Source organism: Hyalangium sp. (genome assembly GCF_045802625.1).
Classification (GTDB): domain Bacteria; phylum Myxococcota; class Myxococcia; order Myxococcales; family Myxococcaceae; genus Hyalangium.
The window spans coordinates 21,600-42,467 of sequence record NZ_JBJMQP010000098.1; the positions used below are offsets into that span (position 1 = coordinate 21,600).

The following is a 20,868-nucleotide window of genomic DNA, read 5'->3' on the forward strand; positions in this document are numbered from 1 at the left end:
CTCCCGAGGGAGATGGCGTACCTTACGCGCGCTCCACGGCCCGCTTCCACTTGGCCAGATGCCGCTCGCGCACCTCCGCCTTCATCTTCGGCTTGAAGGTGCGCTCGGCCTTCCACGCGCGGCGGATGGCGTCCGGGCTGCTCCACACGCCCGCGCCCAGTCCGCCGAGGAAGGCCGCGCCCAGGCTCGTGGTCTCCAGGTTGCGGGGGCGCACCACCGGCGTGTTCAGCACGTCCGCCTGGTATTGCATCAGCAGGTTGTTGGCCGCCGCGCCTCCGTCCACCTTGAAGGCGGGGATGTCCCGCCCGCTGTCGTGGCGCATCGCGTCCGCGAGATCCCGAATCTGCAGGGCGATGCCCTCCAGCACCGCCCGCGCCAGGTGGGCCACCGTGCTGGAGCGATCGATTCCGGCGAACAGGCCGCGCGCCTCGGGCCGCCAATGCGGTGCGCCCAGCCCCGCCAGCGCCGGCACGAACACCACCTCTCCCGAGTCCTTCACGCTCTCGGCGAGCGCTTCAATATCCGGGGCGCGCTTGATGACCTTGAGCCCGTCACGCAGCCACTGCACGGCGGCGCCGGCGATGAAGGAGCTGCCCTCCAGCGCGTACGAGGTGCGATCGCCCAGCCGCCACGCCACCGTGGTCAGCAGCCCCGCGGTGGAGCGCACCGGCGTGTCTCCGGTGTTCATCAGCAGGAAGGCGCCGGTGCCGTAGGTGCACTTGGACTCGCCGGGCTCGAAGCAGGCCTGCCCGAAGAGCGCCGCCTGCTGGTCTCCCGCCATGCCGGAGATGGGGATGCCGTCCGGCAGGCTCTTCATGCCGCGCGTGGTGCCGTACACCTCCGCCGAGCTGCGGATCTCCGGCAGGCAGGCGGCTGGCACGCCCAGCAGTGAGCGCAGCTCGTCATCCCAGGCGAGCGAGCGCAGGTCCATCAGCAGCGTGCGGCTGGCGTTGGACACGTCGGTGACGTGGGCCTGGCCGCCGGTGAGCTTGTACACGAGCCAGGTGTCGATGGTGCCGAAGCACACGTCGCCCTTCTCGGCCCGGGCGAGCGCGCCCTTGAGGTGCTCGAACATCCAGGTGAGCTTGGTCCCGGAGAAGTAGGGGTCCAGCACCAGGCCCGTCACCTCGCGCACGCGGGGCTCCAGGCCCTTGGCCTTGAGCTGCTGGCAGATGTCCGCCGTGCGCCGGTCCTGCCAGACGATGGCGCGCCCCAGCGGCTTGCCCGTGCCTCGCATCCACAGGCCCGTCGTCTCGCGCTGGTTGGTGATGCCCACCGCGGCGATGTCCTGGCCCTTGAGCCCCGCGTCCTTGAGCGCCCGGGCGATGCAGAACTCGCTGGAGGCCCAGATCTCCTCCAAGTCGTGCTCGACCCAGGAAGGCTTGGGGAAGTGCTGGGTGAACTCGCGGTAGGAGCGGCCAGCCACCTGAAGCCTGGCATCCAGGATGGTGACGTGTGTCCCGGTGGTGCCCTGGTCGATCGCCAGGACGTGCTTGGCCTTCGCCATGTATCCCTCCCCCGGCGGGTGGTGCCGGATAGGCCCACCTTACCCGACCCATGGGGGTGGGCACGGGACTTCCATCGGGTTAACCTGTGGACAGTATGCCGTCCGTGCAGCAGCTCCGCCCCTTTGCCGAGGCCCCTCTCGAGTCCTTCCGTGCCGCCTCCGGCCCGGTGGCGCTCATCCAGCAGCCGCCCGAGCCTGTGTTCCAACAGGTGGCGAAGCGGCTGGAGCAGGTGCGCGCGGGGGCGATGACGCGCCAGTCGAACCTCGCCGAGCGGCTGTTGTTCATGCTCCAGGGGTTCCAGCACCTGGAGGTGCACCTGCTCCAGCCCCGCGTGGACGGGGAGGAGTTCACCGTGGGGCGCATGGACACCTGCATGCTGGTGCTGAAGGACCCGTCCGTGTCCAAGCTGCACGCGCGGCTGCGCTGGAGTGAGCAGGCGGGCGCGCACCTGGTGCGGGACATGGGCTCGATGAACGGCACCTTCGTCAACACCGTGCCGCTCAACTCGCGCCAGGAGTTCCAGCTCCATGACGGGGATGGGCTGTCCTTCGGAGACGCGCAGTTCCTCTATCTGCGCACCGAGACGCTGCACTCGCACCTGCGGCTCATCCAGGATCCCGTGTAGGGCTCCAGGGCTGATAGAGTGTCTCCGGCTTGAACGAGACCGCGGCGACTCCCTTTGGAAAGTATGAGCTGCTCGAGCGCCTGGGCGCCGGTGGCATGGCCATTGTCTACCGCGCGCGCTACACGGCCGCGCCGGGCATCATCAAGCCCGTGGTCATCAAACGGGTGCTGGGCCACTACGCCGAGGACTCGGCCTTCGTGGAGATGTTCGTCCAGGAGGCCCGCATCTCGGTGGGGCTCAACCACGGCAACATCGTCCAGGTCTTCGACTTCGGGCAGGTGGAAGGCGAGTACTTCCTGGCCATGGAGCTGGTGGACGGCCAGCCCCTGTCCCGGGTGCTCAAGCGGGCCCAGAACATCGGGCTGGCGCAGCTTCCGCCGCCGCTCGCGGTGAGCATCGCCATTGAGATGTGCAAGGGCCTGCACCACGCCCACACGCGCACCGATGAGAAGGGGCGGCCGCTGGGGCTGGTGCACCGGGACATCTCTCCGGACAACGTCCTCGTCAGCTACGAGGGCGAGGTGAAGATCGCCGACTTCGGCATCGCCAAGGCGCAGCTGGTCGGGCGGCCGGTGACCGAGGCGGGGATGGTGAAGGGCAAGTACCCCTACCTCTCGCCGGAGCAGGCGCGCGGGCAGGATGACCTGGACGCTCGCTCGGATGTGTACGCGGTGGGGGTGGTGCTCTACCTCATGCTCTGCGGACGGCTGCCGGCCGAGGGCAACGAGCTGTCGGTGTTGCAGAAGGTCATCCACGGGCAGCTCACCCCGCCGCTCCAGCTCAACCCGGATCTGGATCCGGGGCTGGTGCAGATCCTCCAGGACGCGCTGGCCACCGACCGGGATGTGCGCACGGCGAGCGCGGAGGCCCTGCACCAGAAGCTCTCGCACTGGCTGGCCACGCGTGCGCCGCTCTTCCCGGTGCACACCCTGAAGAACCTGCTGGGCCTGCTCTACGAGACGGAGCTCACGGCGATGGGCCGGCCGCCCCAGTTCCCGCCCAAGTTCCGGGAGCAGGTGGAGCTGTGGAGCAGCTCCCAGCAGCGGGTGGTGCCGCCGGTGAGCAGTCAGGCCCGGCCGCCGCCGCCAGCTCCGGATGCGCCGGCTCCCGGGCGCAAGGAGCCGAAGAGGACCCAGACGGGCCCGCAACACACCATGGCGGCGCCGCTGTCGACGCAGGCACGGCCACTCTCGGACGGGGGGGGGACCCAGACACGGGCGGCGCCTCCGAGCGATCCGGGGGGCCAGGTGCCGGAGGAGTCGGCGCTCCAGACGGACCAGCTGCCCGCGTACACGGCGGATCAAACGGCGGAGCTGCCGGCACGGACCGAGAAGATGAGCGCCGTGGGAGACACCACCACGCGCGTGCGGGCCTCCAGCTGGGCGCGCTCGGAGCCTCGCGATCGCCCGGAGCCGGAGGACGCCACGGATGCGGCGGAGCTCCCCGGGGTGGTGAGGACCCAGCACTTCTGGCTCTGGGTCGCCGGTGCGGTGTTCCTCACGGCGCTGGGCATCAAGCTGACCCTGTCCTTCCTGATGCGCGTGCCTCCCTTGGAGGTCTACTCACAGCCGCCCGGCGCGCTGGTGCGCGTGGATGGCCAGGTCCAGGGCGTCACGCCGCTGACGGTGCAGGGAGTCGCCCGGAAGGAACCCCACACGGTGGAGGTGGCCCTGCCGGGGATGAGGCCGTGGAGCCAGCGCTTCGACCCGGGCTCCCTGGAGGACAAGCTCCGCGTCACCCTGGAGCCCCTGCCCGCCGCCGCGCCGCCCCCTCCGCCGGCGGCCCCGCAGAAGCCGGCCGCCTCGCCTCCTCCCGCCGCTCAGGAGAGCTTCGCCACCCGCTTCGGGACGGAGAAGACGCCCGCGCGCTTCACCCTCCAGGAGAAGTGGCACTCCTTCAGCCCCACGGCGCGCTCGCTCCGGCAGCCGCTCGATCCGAGGCGGAGCTATACGGTGTGGCTCTCCGGCTCCTACGTCGGCGATGCACCCATCTCCGAGCAGGATCTGCGCCAGGGGCTGAGCCCGGACTCGGTCCGCTCCACGCAGGTGTATGCCTTCCTGGAAGGCGGGTCCGTGGATCCGGTGGAGCGGTTGTTCATGCTCTCGTCCAAGCCGCGCGCCCTGCCCGAGGCCCAGGCGCTGCACGTGTTCGTCCTCGTGGGCGAGAGCTCCGAGCACAACGTGGACAAGGACCTGACTCTGTTCGTGCGCGACAACGGCTCCAAGCAGGTGGTGAAGCGCAAGCTGGAGACGAAGCGGTTCGCGCATCAGGTGGCCCTGGAGAACCGCTACTCGGTGCGGCAGTTGGATCCGGAGGCCTCCTACACGCTGGACATCCAGACCCACGAGGGCGCCGCCCCGAGCGCCCTGGCCGTGCTCGCGGTGCCTCGGTTCGGGGGGAAGGTGCAGCTCTCCGGGCAGCCCTCGGGAGAGCTCCGCTACGTGCTCGAGCCGGGCCGCTACACCGTCCAGGGCGCTCGGGAGTTGTGGTTCGCGCTGCCTCGCTCGGACCGGGATGGGGAGGCGCAGATGGAGGTGTCGCTCGCGCCGGAGGTGGCCACCCCGGGGGCCTCGCCTGCTCCGAATCCGTAGACTGTCGTCGCGGCGCCACCCACGGAGTAGAGTGGCCCCATCTTGAGTGGCGAAACAGTCATTCCTTTCGGGAAGTACGAGCTTCTCGAGCGCCTCGGTATGGGGGGAATGGCCATCGTCTACCGTGCGCGCTACACGGCCGTGCCGGGCATCACCAAGCCCGTGGTCATCAAGAAGGTGCTGGACGTCTACGCCGAGGACTCGGCCTTCGTGGAGCAGTTCATCCAGGAGGCGCGCATCTGCGTGGGGCTCAACCACGGCAACATCGTCCAGGTCTTCGACTTCGGGCAGGTGAACGGCGAGTACTTCCTGGCCATGGAGCTCGTCGAGGGGCAGCCGCTCTCGAAGGTGCTCAAGCGGGCCCAGGCCGCGGGGCTGGCGAAGCTGCCGGCCCCGCTGGCGGTGAGCATCGCCATCGAGATGTGCAAGGGCCTGCACCACGCGCACACGCGCACCGACGAGAAGGGACGGCCGCTGGGGCTGGTGCACCGGGATGTGTCTCCGGACAACGTCCTCATCAGCTACGAGGGCGAGGTGAAGATCTCCGACTTCGGCGTGGCCAAGGCGCAGCTGGCCGGGCGGCCGGAGACCGAGGCGGGGATGGTGAAGGGCAAGTACCTCTACTTCTCGCCGGAGCAGGCGCGGGGCGAGGCGCTGGATGCGCGCTCGGATGTGTACGCGGTGGGGGTGGTGCTCTTCCGCATGCTCTGCGGCCGGCTGCCGGTGGAGGGCCCCGAGGTCGCGGTGATGCAGCGCATCGTCCAGGGGAAGCTCACGCCAGCGCTCCAGCTCAACCCGGAGCTGGACTCGGATCTGCTGGAGATCCTCGACGAGGCGCTGGCGAACCGGCGGCAGGACCGCGTGCCGAGCGCCGAGGTGCTACAGCAGAAGCTGGCGCACTGGCTGATCACCCGGGCATCGCTCTTCGCGAGCCACACCGTGAAGCACATGATGGGCCTGCTCTATGAGAAGGAGCTGAAGGCGCTCGGACGCGCGCCCCAGGTCTCGGCCCGCTTCCGGGAGCAGATGGCGCGGTGGGGCGCCTCCGTGCGCGGGAGCCAGCAGGAGCGAATGCCGGTGGGCCGAAGGCCGACGCTCGAGGCTCCGCTGGGGAACCCAGCGCCCCCCTCCGTCGTGACGGCCGAGGACGCCGAGCCCTCCGTCGTGACGGCCCAGGACGCCGAGCCTGCTGTCGAGACGTCTCCGGGCACAGAGCCCGCTGTCGAGACGTCTCCGGGCACAGCGCCCTCCGTCGTGACGGCCCAGGATGCCGAGCCCGTGCCCACGACGAACACCCAGGTGACGGCGACCGTGGTGGACAGACGGGCCCTGCTGCCGCGAGGGAGGAGGCGGACCTTCTGGCTCGTGGGAGGAATCGCGGTGGTGGTGCTCGCCGGGCTGGCCGCGGCGTGGTTGCTGCGCACGCCGCCGCTGGAGGTGAGCTCCGAGCCGCCGGGGGCCCAGGTCATCATGGATGGGGCCGCCGTGGGGGTGACGCCGCTGAAGCTGGGAGGCATTGCCCGCGGTGCGCCGCACACGGTGGAGATGAACCTGCGCGGCATGCGGACGTGGAGCCATGCCTTCGAGCCGGGGACGCTGGCCACGCGGCTCGAGGTCGCCCTGGAGCCGGTGCCGCCGCCCGCTCCGTCCCCCTCGAAGGAGGCGCCGCGGCCGGACCCGGTCGCCGAGGAGTCCTTTGCCTCGCGCCTGGGCACGGAGGAGCTGCCCACGCACTTCACCTTGCAGGAGAAGTGGCACTCCTTCAGCACGACGGCGCGCTCGCTCCAGGAGTCGCTCGACGTGAAGCGCGGCTACACGGTGTGGACGTCGGGCACCTATACGGGCGATGTGCCGATCTCCGAGCAGGATCTGCGACAGGGCTTGAGCCCGGCCTCCACGCGCTCGGGGCAGGTCTACGTGTTCCTGGAGGGAGCGGGCGTGCCCAGCGGGGAGCGGCTGTTCATGGCCTCTTCCAAGCCCCACACGTTCGCGAAGGCTCAGATGCTGCATGCCTTCGTGCTCGTGGGCATTACCTCCGAGCGCAACACGGACAAGAACCTGACGCTGCACGTGCGGGACAACGTCTCCAAGAAGGTGGTCAGCCTCCACGTGGAGGCGAGGCGCTTCGCGCACCAGATGGCGCTGGAGAATCGCTTCTCGGTCCGGAAGCTGAATCCCGAGGACTGGTACGCGCTGGACATCCACCCGCACGAGGGCGCTCCCCCGAGCACCGTGGCGGTGCTGGTGGTGCCCAAGACGGCGGGACGGGTGCAGATGTCGGGGCAGGCCGCGGGCGAGGTCCGGTATGCGCTCGCTCCGGGCCACTACGTCCTGCAAGGCGCCCGGGAGCTCTGGTTCGCGCTGCCGCGCTCCGAGCAGGATGGAGAGGCGCAGATGGAGGTGTCCCTCGAGAAGACTTCTCCGCCGCCTCCCGAGCCGCCCGTGCAGGAGGTCTCGCCCGGCGAGGTGGAAGAGGGGGAGGGGACCGTGGAAGGTGACGAGGGAGCAGTGCAATAGGCGCGGGCTCAGCGGGTCTGCCGGGGGGCATCGACGTATCCGGTCAGCTCCACGTAGCCGCGCCCCGTGAGCGGCTGGCCCGCTCGCGTGCCTTGAATGCGCACGGCGCCCTCCCAGTAGTGCACGCTCACTGGAAGCTCCTGGTCCGCCTGCGCGGGAGTGATGTCGAGCACGAGCTGCCGCGAGGGGACGGAGATCCTCCAGCGGGCCGGGTAGGTGGCGCCACTGTGCGGGCTCTTCCACGTGTCCAGCACCTCGATGCGGACTTCGTCGCGCGACAGGCGCACCTTCTCTCCCTGCGGAGGAATGTCCGAGCCCGCACTGAGCGGGTCCGACGAACCATCCCGGCGGCGGAGGTTGTAGTGCATGAACTCGCTGCCATCGGAGAGCTGGAGCGCGAACCAGTCCCAGCCCACCTCGCCCTCTCCGAGCGAGCTCGTGCTCCACTCGCGATCCATCCAGCTCGAGCCCGTCACCTCATGGGTGTGCCCGTCCACCGTCACCGTGCCGCGCGAGGGCATTCGCGTCAGTGAGTAGTAATAGGAGGCGTTCCCCGCGGCGGCCGTCTTCTGGCTGAGCCCATGGTCTCCTTGGAGCACGGGCGGCTTGCCCTCTTCCAGCGAGAGGGACAGCGCCACGCCGTTGGACTCCGCCGAGAGCCGGATGGGGAACACGCCGCTCTCACCGCCCTGCGCCTTCCAGTCCTCCAGCCACACCTGGAAGGGTTGGGCGCGTGCGCCCGCGAGCCCCACGGCCGCGCGGCTGAAGCGCTCGAAGGCGTGGAAGCGCCCGGCGCTGATATCCGAGACCGTGAAGTGTCCCATGTAGACCTGGCGCGAGCCCCACTCGGAGGCGCGCACCGCGTCCTGCGGCGCCAGCGCACTGCGGAACAGCGTGAGCTGATAGCCGAAGGCGCGGCCATCCGCCGTCTCCAGGTTGCCCGTCCAGTACCACCACTCGGTGCGGAACTCCGGGTGGGGGCCATGGTCCTCGGGGAAGTGGAACTCGCGTGGGCCGAGCGCACGGGCGTAGCCCTCGGTGCCGCCTGTGCCTCCGAGCGCCTCGGCCACCGTGAGCCGCGCCTTCTCCGCCGGGGGAGCTGCGGCCTCGCGGGTGACGAACCAGACGCCGACGGCGAGCCCCGCCAACACGAGCGCCACGCCGAGAACCAGGCCCTTGCCGCCGCTCATGCCTTCACTCCTCCCGTAGCGCCAGGGCCGGGTTGGCGCGCGCCATCTTCCACGCCGGATACAGGCCCGCGAGTGCGGCGGCCACCAGCGCCAGCACGAGGGCCTGGAGCAGAATGCCCGGAGTCAGCGCCAGCTGCAGCGTCCACCCGAAGGAGCGCTGGTTGATGACGTAGACGAGGATGGCCGCGAGCGCCACGCCCAGCGGCACGGCGAACAGTCCCGCGAGCAGCCCCAGAAACCCCGTCTGTAGCGACACGAGGCCCCAGAGCTGGCCGGGCGTCAGCCCCGTGGCGCGCAGCACGGCGAACTCCCGTGCCCGCTCCAGCTGCAAGGCCATCAGCGCGCTCAGCACGCCGATGAACGCCACGCCAATCGCCAGCAGCCGCAGGACCTGGGTGATGGTGAAGGTCCGGTCGAACACCTCCATCGAGCCCTCGCGCAGCGCGCGGTTGGGACGGACATTGAGCATCTGCGTGTCTCCGGCCCGCGCGAGCACCTTCGCCACGAGCGCGTCCACGTCCTGTCCAGGCGCGGCGTACAGGGCCAGCCCGCTCACGGCCCGGTCATCGAAGTGCCGCTCATAGGTTGCGCGGGGTATGAGCACGGTGCCGGTGTCCGAGCCATAGTCGAAGTACACGCCCACCACTCGGAACGCCTTGGGGCCATGGTCCGTGGGCAGTTGCACCGTGTCGCCTCGGTGGACGCCCCGGTGGTAGCTGAAGGGCTCGGAGACGAGCAGCGTGTCGGGGGCCTCCAGCTCTCGCCACACGGTGTCCGGGGTGCCTTCCTTGAAGCGGTAGGGACGCTCGGGGCCTTGGGCGAACTCCACCGCGAGCAGGTCCGTGGGCACGCCCCCCACGTTCATCTGCACCACGCGGATGGTGGAGCTCGCGGCCACGCCGGGAGTGGCGCGCAGCTGCTCGACCAGGCCGGGCACGAAGGGGGAGTACCCACGCCGGGCGATGAGCGAGGGCGGAGAGACGAACACGTCCGCCTGGAGTGAGGCCTCCAGCCAGGTCACCACGGTCCCTCGGAAGCTCGTCACCATGAGCCCCACGCCCACCGTGGTGGCCACCGCGACCATCAGCGCCGCGAGCGCCACGGCGGTGCGGCTGAGGCTCGCCCTCACCCCACGCGCGGCCATGCGCCCGAGCATTCCGAACATGGCGCCCAGGGGCCTCGCCGCCGCGAGCGCCAGCCGCTCCGTCGTCCACGGCACCAGCAGCGCCGTGCCGAGCAGGACGGCGAAGAGCCCCGCGTAGGCCGGCAGCAGCGCGTGCGTGGGCAGGGCCAGCAGTCCTCCCCCCAGGCCCAGGGTGAGCAGCCCCAGCAGCGCGAGCTTCGGCGCCCGGTTGCGCGTCACATCCTCCGCCGTGGAGCGGCGCATGGTGGTGACAGGCGCCGAGCGGGCCGCCTCCCACGCGGGCATGAGCGCGGCGACGAGGGTCGCTCCCAGGCCCAGCCCCAGGCCCTTGGCGAGCGTCCACGGCTCCAGCGACAGCCGCCGCACGCTCACGACGAAGTAGAGATCATTGAGCGTCTGGGTGACGAGCCCCACCAGCCCCCGCCCCATCATCACGCCGAGCAGCAGCCCCGCCACCGTGCCCACCACGCCGAGCAGCGCGGCCTCGCCCAGCACCAGCGCGAACAGCTCGCCTCGGGTGATGCCGAGCGCACGCAGCCGCCCCAGCAACCCGCGCCGCTGAACCACGGAGAAGGTCATCGTGTTGTAGATGAGGAACATCCCCACCACGAGCGCCAGGAAGGACAGCGCGGTGAGGTTGGTGCGGAAGGCCCGGGTCATCTGATCCACGGTCCCCCCCCGCGCCGAGGGACGCACCAGCTCCACGCCCGCGGGCAGCCACGCCCGAAGCCGAGCCACCTCCGCCTCGGTGTCGAGCTTCAGATCAATCCGCGACAGCCGCTCCGGCCGGCCGATCAGCTCCTGCGCCGTGGACACGTCCGTGAGCACCAGCCCCTCCATCGCCCGGGCGGTGCGCTCGTCCGGAGGCGTGAGGAGGGCCACCACCCGCAGCTTCCGCTTGAGCCCGCCCACTCCCACCTCGAACGAGTCTCCCGCTCCGACTCCCAGGAGGCGCGCCGTGCTCACCGGCAGCAGCACCGTCCCGGGCTCGGTGAGGAGCAGGTTTACCGCGCCGGACGCCTCGCCCGGCGCATAAGAGCGGAACGGCGCCTCCGCGAACGGATCCACCCCCAGCACGGTGAGCGGACGCCGGTCCCCTCGCAGGGCCCGTACGGACCCTTCCACCACCGGAGCCGCCAGCGGAGCTCCAGGCCGCAGCCGCAGCTCGCGGTACAGCGCGTCCGGAACGCCCGTGGGCCCACCCACGAGCTGATGCGTGGCGCGGCCTGTCACCGTCTCCGTGGATTGCTCGAAGGAGCGCAGTGCGCTGGTGCTCGCCAGATCGATGGACACCACCACCGACACCCCCAGCGCGATGCCCAGCAGCGACAGCGCGGTGAGCCACGGGTGCTTGCCCAGGTGACGCGCGCTCGCGCGAGCCAGCAGACGGCGGCTCATGGCCGCACCTGCCGCTCGCTCAGGCGGCCCGCCTCCATGACGAAGACGCGATCGGCCCGAGCGGCGAGAGCCGGATCGTGCGTCACCACCAGGCCACACGCATTGTCGCGGCGGATGAGGCCGATCAGCAGCTCCAGCACCTGCTGCCCGGTCTGCTCATCGAGGTTGCCGGTGGGCTCGTCCGCCAGCAGCAGGGGCGGGGCATGGGCCAGGGCGCGTGCCACCGCCACGCGCTGCTGCTCCCCTCCGGACAGCCGATCCGGGAAGCTGTGCTCCCGGCCTCCGAGCCCTACCTGATTCAGCAGCTCCCGCACCCGCCCATCCGCCTGAGCGCCGGTGCGCCCCGTCAGCTCCAGCGGCAGCCGGACGTTCTCCTCCACCGTCAGCGTGGGCAGCAGGTTGAAGGCCTGGAAGACGAAGCCGATTCGCTCGCGGCGCAGCAGGGTGCGCTCGCGCTCGCTCAGGCTGCTCAGGTCTCGTCCCTCCACGCGCACCGCGCCGCGCGTCGGCAGATCAATCCCGCTGATGAGGTTGAGCAGGGTGGATTTCCCCGAGCCACTGCGGCCCAGCAGCACCACGAACTCGCCCCGGTGCAGGGAGAGCCGCGCGCCGGTGAGCACCTCGCGGACGGCTTCGCCCTCGGCGTAGGCCTTGGAGACGTCATGCAGCTCGACGAGGGGAGCGGACGAGGAGGAGGTCATGGCGAGCCAGTCACAGGCTCATACACGGATGCCCGAGCAGGGGCCACGTTCCTCGAGCGTCTCAGAGCGCGGAGGGGCTCGCGCCGCCCGAGGCCAGCGCCTGCTCGTCCCCGCTCCATTCCTGGAGCCGCCCCAGGAAGGCTCTCACCTCCGAGGCCAGCCGAGGCCCACCCCTGTCTCGAGGGATGATGTGGTAGCCCTCCTGGAGGGACACCAGCCGCACCTCCGGAGCATGGACGAGCTGGCCAGCGAGCCACTTCCCTCCCTCCGGATCCACCACGTGGTCGTGCTGGGCCACCACCACCAGGGTGGGGCAGCGCACGAGCCGGGCCTCGGCGAGCGCCGCCTCCTGCACCGTCCACAAATCATTCAGCCGCGCGCTGGGGAACGCCGGGAGGATGGGCGCCTCGGCCAGCGCCACCGGATCGCTCAGGTCCGTGGCCGTCTTGCGCACCCACGGCTTCACCCGCTCCAGCAACCGCGTGCCGCGCAGGCTCTTGAGCAGCGCCATCGTGGGGCCCTTGAAGCGAGCGGCCGGAGCGATGAGCACCAGCCCCTTCACCCGCTCCGGCGCCCCGGCCGCCAGCCGCAGCCCGAGCAGCGCCCCCATGGACAGCCCCGCGACGAACACCCGCCGGAAGCCGCGCAGCGAGTGCAGCGCCTCCCACGCCGCCTCCTGCCACTGGCGATGGTCCGCCTCCAGCATGGCCTCCGGCGTGGTGCCGTGCCCGGGCAGCAGCGGCGCCTTCACGTACAGCCCGCGCGTGGCCAGCGCCTCTCCCAGCGGACGCACATCCCACGGGCTGCCGGTGAAACCGTGCAGAAGGAGACAGGCGTCATCGCCCTGTCCCAGCTCGAAGGAGGCTGTCTTCCAGGTGTCCATGCCGAGGGCCAGTGCGTTCACGTCGGGACGCTAGTCACGATAATGCCTGAGCGATATTCCCACTGCTGGATGTCAGACATTCTCCAGCCTCCCGCCACCTCGATTCAGATTCAACTCGACGTTCGAGAGGAGGTCCGTAGACATTGAGGCCCGCCATGAGCGCCACTTTGTCCGGCCGCGTCACGCAAGGCACGTTCTTCGAAGGGCTCTTCGTGCGCGCGCTGGGAGCGGAAGGCGCCCTCGCTGACGCACTGCGCACGGTGGGCGTGGACGTGAGGCGCCTGCAGTCCAGCTACCCCATCGAGGTCTGGAACGAGGCGCTCGAGGTGGCATGGAAGCAGGGTTTCCCCCACTTGGACCGGGAAGCGGCCTACCGCGAGCTGGGCCGGCAGCTGGCGTATGGGTTCATCCGGACGCTGGTGGGCAAGGTGGTGGACGTGAGCCTGCCGGTGCTGGGGCCGGAGCGCTTCATCCAGCGCCTCCCCAGCCTCAGCAAGCTGGACACCTTCGAGTATCAGGTGGAGGTGGTGCCGCTGGGCGAGCGGCGCTACCGCGTCTCCTACCGTGGGGATCCGGACGCCAAGCCGGACCTCATGGCCGGGCTGTTCGAGGTGGGCCTGCGCAGGACGGGCGTCGACCCCACCGTAGTGGTGACGGTGCGCGAGCCCATGGGGTTCGAGCTGGAGATGAGCTGGTGAGCGGGCTTCAGTGGTGGTTGCTGGCGAGGTAGATGTCTACCTGCTTCTCCACCTGGGCCGCGAAGCGGGGCTCGAGGTGCTGGAGGATGTCCCATTCGATATCGAAGGCGCGGCTGAACACGGGCTTGGCGGGAGAGATGGCCTCGCCGGCGACGTAGTTGGTGGTTCCGTCACTGCCGTGCTTGCCCGGGTTGCCGACGCTGCTGGCCATGCCGGGGTGTGAAGCCGCTCGGCCCGGGGTCACCCAGGTCACCTGTTGCGTGCGCACCACGAAGCGGCCGTCCGAGCGCTGCTGGCCGATGACGAGGACCTTGGACCAACGGGTGAGGGTGTCGTAGTCGCCGTCGACCTTCACCCGGGTGTTCACGGCGTTGGGGGAGCTTCCGGGGTCTGGCTCATAGCCGCGCTCATCCAGGACGGCCCGCGCCGCATCCATGACCTGCTGGGGAGGCAGGTTGTAGGCAACCTCGGAGCTCACGCGCGCCAGCAGTACGCGGCGCTCCGCGTTGGTGGTGGAGCATCCAGTACCCAGGACGAGGAGGGCACCCACTGCCAGCGCGAGCCTGCATCTCATGCTTCACCTCGGTGGCCTCCGGCACTTCGCAGGATGCGGGCAGGAGCCACCCTCCAGAACGAGAACGTTCGGGCGCTGGAGGCATATCGGCACCGCCGGGCCAGGCCCGGATCCGGGTGCCAGGCGTGCACTTCGCTCTGGGGATGTGTCGTCCGCCGGGCGTCCTGGCGGTCGTGCTCGGAAGGGAATGCTTCTAGTGCTGGCCTCGGAGCGCGGCCCGTCGCAGACTGCCGGCGCCGTGTACCGACTCGTGCTCCTCTTCATGCTGCTGCTGGCTCGGGCCGCCTCGGCCCGCTGCGTCGGGGACGGGGTGCAGGTCTTCCCGCGTCCGGGGGCCACCATCCCCACCAACACCCGGCTGCTGCTGGAAGGCATCGGCACCGCGCGCAGCCTGGTCGCGGACCTGCCCGGCAAGACGATGCGGCTGCAGACCAACGGCCACGAGGTCCGCGTGAGGGCGCAGCGCGGGTGGACCAGCGAGCTGGGCCGCGTCACCGTCGTCCTCAAGCTCGAGGGGACGCTGCTGCCGGACAAGCTCTACACGCTGCGCCTGGATGACGCGCTCCCCGGCTCGGTGGCGCTGCTCAACGGCGCCGGGACGCCCCTGCCCGAGTGGACCTCCGGCAAGGGCTCTGACACCACGCCTCCCAAGTGGATCAAGCGCCCCGCCGTCTCCGAGGGCATGGCCCGGCGCACCGAGGATGGCATCACTCGCTACGTGCGGATCACCATGTCCATGAGGGAGGAGAGCCCCGCCTATATGGTGGTGACGCTGACGCGCAAGCAGTCCGGCGCCGCCGCGCAGCACTATGTGCTTCCGGTGGTGAATGGCTCGGCCCTGCTGGGCCACGAGCCCTGCAGCGGGGCCTTCGGCTTCGAGGACGGCAAGAGCTATCGCGCGCGGGTGGAGGTGTTCGACTCGGCGGGCAACCTGGCGCCGGCCGTGCCCCCGCTGGATTTCGAGGCGCCCGCGGCGCCGGCTGGAGGCTGAGATGGCAGTGGTGGATGCGCAGAAGGTGGAGGGCCTGAAGCAGCGGATGGCGGAGTTCATCCATAAGCTCCAGGACGAGATCTGCGGTGCGCTGGAGCGGCTGGATGGAACGGGGCGCTTCCACGAGGACAAGTGGGAGCGGCCGGGCGGTGGAGGCGGGCGCTCGCGGGTGCTGGAGGAGGGCGCCGTGCTGGAGAAGGCCGGCGTGAACACCTCCGTGGTGTACGGCGAGCTGGAGGAGGCCTTCGCCAAGCGGCTGCAGGGCGAGGGGCGCCAGTTCTGGGCCGGAGGCCTGTCGCTGGTGCTGCACCCGCGCAACCCGTTCGTGCCCACCGTGCACGCCAACTGGCGCTTCATCCACCAGGGCGGCAAGGCGTGGTTCGGCGGCGGCACGGACCTGACGCCGTACTACCTCTTCGAGGAGGACGCGGCGCACTTCCACCGCACGCAGAAGGCCGCGTGCGACAAGCATGATCCGGCCTACTACCCGCGCTTCAAGGCCGCCTGTGACAAGTACTTCCACCTGCGCCACCGCGACGAGGCCCGCGGCGTGGGCGGCATCTTCTTCGAGGACATCGGCGGAGACCTGGAGCGCGAGTTCGAGTTCGTGAAGGACGCGGGCCTGTCCTTCCTGCCCTCGTACCTGCCCATCGCCGAGCGCCGCAAGGACACGCCCTACACCGAGGCCCACCGCTTCTGGCAGGAGGTGCGCCGCGGGCGCTACGTGGAGTTCAACCTCGTGTACGACCGGGGCACCATCTTCGGGCTGGAGACGAAGGGGCGCACCGAGTCCATCCTCATGTCCCTGCCGCCCCAGGTGCGCTGGCGCTACGAGTACCACCCGGAGCCCGGCACCCCCGAGGCGAAGCTGGTGGAGGTGCTCCGCACCCCGCGCGACTGGGCCAGCGGAGGCTAGCGGCCCGTGTCGTCTCTCGTCTGCCCGCGCTGCGGTGCCACCCATGAGCTCTCCAGCCGCAAGCCCGGTGAGCGCTTCACCTGCTCGTGTGGCAACGAGCTGGTGACGCCCGAGCCGCCGCGCCGCGGGTGGGGCCGGCGGACCGCGTTGATCCTCACGGTGCTCGCGCTGCCGTGTGTCCTCGGCATCTGGGGCGTGGCCTTCTACCTGAAGCGGATGCAGGAGCTGGAGAAGAGCGCGGACACGGCCTTCCGCACCGAGGCGCGTCCGGGCAACTCGGCCTCGGATGAGGCGCGGATCAACGTGATTGCCCTGTGTGACGCTGTGCAGATGTACCGCAGCGAGAACGGCGAGTACCTGGCCGCCGGCCCCACCCCGCGCGAGGTCCCCAAGGGAGGCCAGCCCGTCCCCTTCCCGGAGGATGAGGCCTTCAAGAAGCTCGGCTTCGTGTCCGGCACCCCCGTCCGCTTCCAGTACCAGGTGGTGATCCAGGAGAACCCTGTCGGAGAGCCCGAGGTCACCTGCTACGCGCGAGGTGATCAGGACGGCGACGGCCAGAATTCCGTCTACAGCGTGACGTTGGACGCCAACGGCATGACGTCCCCCGTCAAAGTGAAGCGCGAGGGCGAATAGCAGACCCCCTCTCGCAACTTGCCCGCTCGGTGGGCGAGAATATGAGAGATGGGGCACGTGGGAGACATTGGCCGAGGAGGCGGCAGGCACGGGTTCGGTGAAGGGACCCGCGTCGGCCCGGCTCCGCGAGGCCGTGGTGAGGGCAACCAGGCTGGCCCCACGGGCGAAGGTGCTCCAGGCGCCGGCGAGGGAACGGGAACGGGAACGGCCGGGGAAGGCCCTGGCTCGGGTCCGCGCACCGGCGGCGGAGGCCCACGGATGGGAGGCGGGGGCCTGCGCACCGGCGACGGCTCCACGCCCCGCACCGGAGAGCGCCCGGCCATGCGCACCGGCGACGGCTCCACGCCCCGCACCGGAGAGCGCCCGGCCATGCGCACCGGCGACGGCTCCACCCCACGCACCGGAGAGCGCCCGGCCATGCCGGATCGCAGCAGCCAGTCGTCCCCGCGCACCGGAGAGCGCCCGGCCCTGCCGGATCGCGGCAGCCAGTCATCCCCGCGCACGAGCACCCGGCCCGCCGTTCCCGCCGCCACCTTCGCGGATGCCCTCGTTCAGACCAAGGACGGCAAGGTCTCCACCGCCGCCGAGACCCTGGTCATGCCCAAGGTGGAGACCCCTCCCGAGTCTCCCAATATGACGCGGGGCGGCAAGACCCGCGAGATGCCCGCCTTCAAGGACGGCACGAAGGACGGGAGGACGGCGACCCCGGACTCTTCCCCCGACACGCGCGACGGGCGTAGCGTCAACGATATGGACACTCCCATCGGCCGCGGCGGAGGCACGCGCATCGTCCGGATGCCCGAAGCGCTGAACGCGAAGAACCGCGCTGAGGCGGGAGAGGGCCCCACTGAGCCGCGTCAGGGCAAGAGCCCCGAGCCGGCCCCCAAGGCTCGGGATGGCTTTGGCACCGTGCCGTCGACGGGCAATCGGCCCGCGCTCGGCAACGCTCAGGTGAAGGGGCCGGTGCTCCCGGTGGAGGAGCTGATCCCGCCCACGCTCGACAAGCTGCCCGACCAGGAGGCCGTGGCCACGCGCTTCGCCTCGGATGGCGCCCTGCTGCACCAGCAGATCCGGCCGTCGGATCTGCCGTCCACGGATCGCGCCGTGCGCCTGTGGGCCTTCTTCACCGCCTACGCCGAGGCCGCCGCCGGCAAGGAGGGCACTCCCGAGGGGCAGGAGATCTTCGACAAGGCCCTCAAGGAGCAGGGGTTCGGCGAGTACCGCGACGCGGCCACCGGCAAGGATGGGCTCAAGGCGGCCCAGTGGGTGCTCGCGTCCGCCTCCCCCGAGGAGGTCCTGGACCGGGCGGAGCAGGTCGAGTTCGAGCCCCCGCCCGAGGTGCTCCTCTCCGAGTCCGCCCGGCACCACGAAGGGGCGCGCAAGGCCGAGTCCGCGCATCCCCAGGAGGCCGCTCGCAACGGCGAGCCCGCGCAGCTCCAGGACAGCGCTCGCCCTGCCGAGTCCACGCATCCCCCGGAGATGGCGCACAAGCCCGGCGAGGCTCCCAAGCTGGGCGAGGCCCGCAAGGCCGAGGGCCACGCGCACGCCGTGTCCGCGGACAAGGACAGCGCCTTCACCGTGGGCATCGAGCGGGCCCCCCTGGAGCGGGTGCCGGGCCAGTCCGAGTTCGTCCGCGTCAACCCTCAGCAGGCGGACCTCCAGCGCTCCCTCCTCCTCCAGCCTCAGAACCCTCAGCTGCGGCGCGAGGACGAGGAGGATGCCTCCCGCAACAGCTTCGACGAGGTGATGAAGAAGCTCAGCTTCCGCATGAAGCTGGGCGACAACATGCTCTGGAACTGGCTCCACCGCTCCCGCAATGGCCCGGAGGACAGCGCCATTGAAAAGGAGAAGTGGAACCAGCTCGTCTTCGCGGCCATCCTCGGCTTCGTGGGCTTGATGCTGTTGATCATCCTGGTGGTTGCCCTCTAGTCCGCCATGCAGTGAACCGTCCCTGCTCGGACTTCTTGGGAATTCGGGGGCTTGTGTTAGGGTGGCGCCCTCCTTGGCCACCGACGATCTCACCCTCGTCAAGCGCGTCCGCAACGGCGACCAGCGCGCTTTCAAGCTCCTCGTCGAGCGCTACCAGCGCAAGGTGTATGCCGTCGCGCTCGGAATGCTCAAGGACAAGGAGGAGGCGATGGACGTCTCCCAGGAGGCGTTCGTCAAGGTCTACAAGTACCTGGACCACTTCAAGGGTGACGCCTCGTTCTACACCTGGCTCTACCGCATCACCGTCAACATCTGCATCGACGTCATCCGCAAGCGCGCGGGCGCCGGTGGCGAGGCGGTGGAGTTCGACGAGACGATGCCCATGGATGTGTCCGAGGCCAACATCGGCGCGCTCGGCAGCCGGCTGGGCACCAACCCCCAGAAGAGCGCGCTGCGGCGCGAGCTGGCCGAGAAGATTCAGGAGGCCCTGGCCGCCTTGCCCGAGAAGCACCGGGCCATCCTCCTGCTCCGGGAGATGGAGGGTATGTCCTACGAGGACCTGTCTCGCACGCTGGACATTCCCAAGGGCACGGTGATGAGCCGGCTGTTCCACGCCCGCGCCAAGGTCCAGAAAATCCTCAGTCAATACCTGGAGTTGGACGAGGCCAAGAGCGGCGTGGGCAGTGAGTAGGCAGGCTTGGAATATCGGAGGGAGCGTCCCGTCTCACAGAGGCAGTCGCCAACTACCAGGGTGAAGCCATGGCCGGAAATCCTGCGTGCGAGCGGTTCATCCCGCTCCTGTCTCCCTACATTGATGGGGAGCTGTCTCCTACCGAGCGCGTGAATGTCGAGCGTCATCTCTCCGCGTGCAAGGAGTGCACGGGCCGCACCGCGGACCTGCGGGCCGAGTCCGGGCTGTTGCGCGTGGGCCTGGAGATGGCGGTGGACGAGGTGGACTTCAAGGACTTCGCCCAGAAGGTGATGGCGCGGGTGACGCCCGAGAAGCCGCCGCTGCTGGAGCGGCTCAAGCTGTCGCTCTCGGAGATGTTCCTCTATCAGCGCACGGCGATGTTCTCCTCGCTGGCCACGGCGGCGGTGCTGATGCTGGTGGCCGTGCCGCTGCTGATGCGCAACAAGGCGCCGGTGGGCTACGCCGCCGAGCACATGACGGTGCAGGCGGTGCGCACCTACGAGCCCGCGAAGGTCGCCCCGGTGGTGATGGAGACGGACAACGGCAGCTCCATCATCTGGCTGGTGGACCAGGACACGCACATGCACAAGGCCACGCCGGTCCACAACGGGGACGAGTCCCACAGCGACGAGCTGGAGATGGACGAGCACCCCCTGGGCAACCCGGCGCCCCAGAAGCAGCTTCCGGACGCGAAGGACTCGAAGGCTCCGAACGGAGGCTCGCTGTGAGGATGCAGACGCAGACGCACAAGGCGGCGGTGCTGGCGCTGCTCTCGGTGGGGGTGGTGCTCTCGCCCCTGGCGGCCCAGGCGCAGGAGCAGACGGTGAAGATCCAGGTGGAGGTGGTGCTGGCCTCCAACAAGGGTGACACCGTGGATCCGCCCGAGCTGGCGCAGATGAAGGAGACGTTCCGCAAGCAGAACTTCAGCTTCACCTCCTTCAAGCGGCTGCAGCTGGAGACGCTCGAGGTGAGCGCGGCCAAGCCCACCGAGGTGCGGCTGCCCAACGGCGTGAACGCCTCGCTGAAGCTGCTGGGCCTCAAGGAGGGCATCGCCACGGTGCGCGTGGACATCCCCCAGCAGTCCGGCGTGGACGTGGAGCTGGGCCGCCAGGGCTCCGTCTACCAGAAGGCCGGCAAGCACGTGGGCGGGGAGCTGATCCTCGTGCTCTCCCCGCCTCCGAAGTGAGCCCGGCCGCGCGCCTCAGAAGCCGCCGATGAAGGCGTAGGGCCGCACCGCCAGGTAGCGCCAACCCTCGGGGCGCCGCACCGCGACGAAGGCCACCTGCATGGGCACCGGCTGCGTCTGGCCATCCGCCAGGCGCACGCTCTCCACGGTCATCCGCGCGTCCGCGAACACCATTCCGGGCGTCAGCGCGCGCAGGCTCATCAGCACCATCTTCGTGTGGGTGTCTCGCAGCGGTCCCGAGTGCTCGCTGGCCAGCAGGTGCTCCACCTCGGTCCGGCCCCGCGCATGGTGCCCCCGGGTGTTGAGCAGGTCCCCTTCCGGCACCCAGTGTGCCGCCATGGCCGCCGCGTCATGGCGGTTCCACGCGGCGATGAAGCTGTCCAGGAAGGCCTCGAGCTCGCGGCGCTCGCCGGTTTCCTCCGCCGGGCTCGGCGTCACAGGGGGGCGGCCTCGCCCCAGGGATTCTCCGTCTTGTCCGGCGGGCTCTCATGCCGCGGCTCCTGCGCGCTCGCGGGAGAAGACGCGGCCAGCACCGCGGCGGGCGGCTCCGTGCGCTTGGGCCCCTCCGTCTTCTCGCGGCGCAGCGCCAGCTCGTCTCGCAGGCCTTGGAACATCGAGTCGAAGGCGGCGTACGCCCGATCCACCAGCGCGATGGCCTCGTCCACGAGCCGCGGCGGCATGGGGATGGTGAGG

At 70.2% G+C, this 20,868-nt stretch carries 18 protein-coding genes and 1 pseudogene; 11 read left to right on the plus strand and 8 right to left on the minus strand.

Going from position 1 to position 20,868, the window contains the following annotated elements; all coding sequences use genetic code 11:
• Positions 1–22: 22 nt before the first annotated feature.
• Positions 23–1,507: a glycerol kinase GlpK gene (glpK, locus tag ACJ8AT_RS18330; RefSeq protein WP_407739050.1), complete on the minus strand. Its 1,485-nt coding sequence runs from the start codon at positions 1,505–1,507 to the stop codon at positions 23–25.
• 95 nt (positions 1,508–1,602) lie between these two features.
• On the opposite strand from glpK, the gene ACJ8AT_RS18335 reads away from it, so the two are divergent.
• The 3 genes from ACJ8AT_RS18335 to ACJ8AT_RS18345 are packed head-to-tail and all read left to right on the plus strand — an operon-like array spanning position 1,603 to position 7,241.
• A complete protein-coding gene (locus ACJ8AT_RS18335) occupies positions 1,603–2,133 on the plus strand; it encodes an FHA domain-containing protein (protein WP_407739051.1) in 531 nt (176 codons plus the stop codon).
• A 29-nt stretch (positions 2,134–2,162) separates the two neighbouring features.
• Positions 2,163–4,724, plus strand: a complete 2,562-nt coding sequence (locus tag ACJ8AT_RS18340; protein ID WP_407739052.1) for a protein kinase domain-containing protein — start codon at positions 2,163–2,165, stop codon at positions 4,722–4,724.
• A gap of 42 nt (positions 4,725–4,766) precedes the next feature.
• The gene (locus ACJ8AT_RS18345) at positions 4,767–7,241 is read left to right on the plus strand and encodes a serine/threonine protein kinase (protein ID WP_407739053.1); all 2,475 of its coding nucleotides are present in this window, start codon (positions 4,767–4,769) and stop codon (positions 7,239–7,241) included.
• Between the two features lie 8 nt (positions 7,242–7,249).
• Here ACJ8AT_RS18345 and ACJ8AT_RS18350 read toward each other — a convergent pair whose 3' ends face one another.
• From ACJ8AT_RS18350 to ACJ8AT_RS18365, 4 genes are all read right to left on the minus strand, one after another.
• Complete coding sequence (locus ACJ8AT_RS18350; protein ID WP_407739054.1) at positions 7,250–8,431, minus strand: lipocalin-like domain-containing protein; 1,182 nt, start codon at positions 8,429–8,431, stop codon at positions 7,250–7,252.
• A gap of 4 nt (positions 8,432–8,435) precedes the next feature.
• Positions 8,436–10,973 carry an FtsX-like permease family protein gene (locus tag ACJ8AT_RS18355; RefSeq protein ID WP_407739055.1) on the minus strand — a complete coding sequence of 846 codons (2,538 nt, stop codon included), beginning with the start codon at positions 10,971–10,973 and terminating at the stop codon, positions 8,436–8,438.
• Positions 10,970–11,674, minus strand: coding sequence for an ABC transporter ATP-binding protein (locus ACJ8AT_RS18360; RefSeq protein WP_407739056.1), 705 nt, complete (start codon positions 11,672–11,674; stop codon positions 10,970–10,972). The genes ACJ8AT_RS18355 and ACJ8AT_RS18360 overlap by 4 nt, the downstream gene beginning before the upstream one ends.
• Positions 11,675–11,735: 61 nt before the next feature.
• Complete coding sequence (locus ACJ8AT_RS18365) at positions 11,736–12,557, minus strand: alpha/beta hydrolase (RefSeq protein ID WP_407739068.1); 822 nt, start codon at positions 12,555–12,557, stop codon at positions 11,736–11,738.
• Positions 12,558–12,712: 155 nt separating this feature from the next.
• On the opposite strand from ACJ8AT_RS18365, the gene ACJ8AT_RS18370 reads away from it, so the two are divergent.
• Positions 12,713–13,255, plus strand: a complete 543-nt coding sequence (locus ACJ8AT_RS18370) for a DUF2378 family protein (protein WP_407739057.1) — start codon at positions 12,713–12,715, stop codon at positions 13,253–13,255.
• 7 nt (positions 13,256–13,262) lie between these two features.
• On the opposite strand, the gene ACJ8AT_RS18375 is transcribed toward ACJ8AT_RS18370, so the two are convergent.
• On the minus strand, positions 13,263–13,829 hold the full coding sequence (locus tag ACJ8AT_RS18375; RefSeq protein ID WP_407739058.1) for a hypothetical protein: 567 nt from the start codon (positions 13,827–13,829) through the stop codon (positions 13,263–13,265).
• A 238-nt stretch (positions 13,830–14,067) separates the two neighbouring features.
• Here ACJ8AT_RS18375 and ACJ8AT_RS18380 point away from each other — a divergent pair, with 238 nt between their 5' ends.
• The 7 genes from ACJ8AT_RS18380 (at position 14,068) to ACJ8AT_RS18410 (ending at position 20,175) form a co-directional block, all read left to right on the plus strand.
• Positions 14,068–14,820: a hypothetical protein gene (locus tag ACJ8AT_RS18380; RefSeq protein WP_407739059.1), complete on the plus strand. Its 753-nt coding sequence runs from the start codon at positions 14,068–14,070 to the stop codon at positions 14,818–14,820.
• A gap of 1 nt (position 14,821) precedes the next feature.
• Positions 14,822–15,736: an oxygen-dependent coproporphyrinogen oxidase gene (hemF, locus tag ACJ8AT_RS18385; RefSeq protein WP_407739060.1), complete on the plus strand. Its 915-nt coding sequence runs from the start codon at positions 14,822–14,824 to the stop codon at positions 15,734–15,736.
• A 6-nt stretch (positions 15,737–15,742) separates the two neighbouring features.
• Positions 15,743–16,369 (plus strand): hypothetical protein, encoded by a 627-nt coding sequence (locus ACJ8AT_RS18390; RefSeq protein WP_407739061.1) that lies wholly within the window; start codon positions 15,743–15,745, stop codon positions 16,367–16,369.
• A gap of 258 nt (positions 16,370–16,627) precedes the next feature.
• Positions 16,628–18,298, plus strand: coding sequence for a hypothetical protein (locus tag ACJ8AT_RS18395; protein WP_407739062.1), 1,671 nt, complete (start codon positions 16,628–16,630; stop codon positions 18,296–18,298).
• 73 nt (positions 18,299–18,371) lie between these two features.
• On the plus strand, positions 18,372–18,989 hold the full coding sequence (locus ACJ8AT_RS18400) for an RNA polymerase sigma factor (RefSeq protein ID WP_407739063.1): 618 nt from the start codon (positions 18,372–18,374) through the stop codon (positions 18,987–18,989).
• A 68-nt stretch (positions 18,990–19,057) separates the two neighbouring features.
• A complete protein-coding gene (locus tag ACJ8AT_RS18405; protein ID WP_407739064.1) occupies positions 19,058–19,717 on the plus strand; it encodes an anti-sigma factor family protein in 660 nt (219 codons plus the stop codon).
• A gap of 2 nt (positions 19,718–19,719) precedes the next feature.
• Entirely contained in the window at positions 19,720–20,175 is a 456-nt protein-coding gene (locus tag ACJ8AT_RS18410; protein WP_407739065.1) for a hypothetical protein, read from the plus strand.
• 15 nt (positions 20,176–20,190) lie between these two features.
• Here ACJ8AT_RS18410 and ACJ8AT_RS18415 read toward each other — a convergent pair whose 3' ends face one another.
• Positions 20,191–20,613 carry an SgcJ/EcaC family oxidoreductase gene (locus ACJ8AT_RS18415; RefSeq protein WP_407739066.1) on the minus strand — a complete coding sequence of 141 codons (423 nt, stop codon included), beginning with the start codon at positions 20,611–20,613 and terminating at the stop codon, positions 20,191–20,193.
• Positions 20,610–20,868, minus strand: a pseudogene (locus tag ACJ8AT_RS18420) (hypothetical protein); the annotation flags it as partial. The gene ACJ8AT_RS18415 and the pseudogene ACJ8AT_RS18420, both read right to left, overlap by 4 nt.

What these genes read in the sequence shown, in the direction of transcription:
- glpK (WP_407739050.1), bottom strand. Translation starts at nt 1,507, where the DNA reads ATGGCGAAGGCCAAGCACGTCCTGGCGATCGACCAGGGCACCACCGGG.
- ACJ8AT_RS18335 (WP_407739051.1), top strand. Translation starts at nt 1,603, where the DNA reads ATGCCGTCCGTGCAGCAGCTCCGCCCCTTTGCCGAGGCCCCTCTCGAG.
- ACJ8AT_RS18350 (WP_407739054.1), bottom strand. Translation starts at nt 8,431, where the DNA reads ATGAGCGGCGGCAAGGGCCTGGTTCTCGGCGTGGCGCTCGTGTTGGCG.
- ACJ8AT_RS18355 (WP_407739055.1), bottom strand. Translation starts at nt 10,973, where the DNA reads ATGAGCCGCCGTCTGCTGGCTCGCGCGAGCGCGCGTCACCTGGGCAAG.
- ACJ8AT_RS18360 (WP_407739056.1), bottom strand. Translation starts at nt 11,674, where the DNA reads ATGACCTCCTCCTCGTCCGCTCCCCTCGTCGAGCTGCATGACGTCTCC.
- ACJ8AT_RS18365 (WP_407739068.1), bottom strand. Translation starts at nt 12,557, where the DNA reads ATGGACACCTGGAAGACAGCCTCCTTCGAGCTGGGACAGGGCGATGAC.
- ACJ8AT_RS18370 (WP_407739057.1), top strand. Translation starts at nt 12,713, where the DNA reads ATGAGCGCCACTTTGTCCGGCCGCGTCACGCAAGGCACGTTCTTCGAA.
- ACJ8AT_RS18375 (WP_407739058.1), bottom strand. Translation starts at nt 13,829, where the DNA reads ATGAGATGCAGGCTCGCGCTGGCAGTGGGTGCCCTCCTCGTCCTGGGT.
- hemF (WP_407739060.1), top strand. Translation starts at nt 14,822, where the DNA reads ATGGCAGTGGTGGATGCGCAGAAGGTGGAGGGCCTGAAGCAGCGGATG.
- ACJ8AT_RS18395 (WP_407739062.1), top strand. Translation starts at nt 16,628, where the DNA reads ATGGGAGGCGGGGGCCTGCGCACCGGCGACGGCTCCACGCCCCGCACC.
- ACJ8AT_RS18405 (WP_407739064.1), top strand. Translation starts at nt 19,058, where the DNA reads ATGGCCGGAAATCCTGCGTGCGAGCGGTTCATCCCGCTCCTGTCTCCC.
- ACJ8AT_RS18410 (WP_407739065.1), top strand. Translation starts at nt 19,720, where the DNA reads ATGCAGACGCAGACGCACAAGGCGGCGGTGCTGGCGCTGCTCTCGGTG.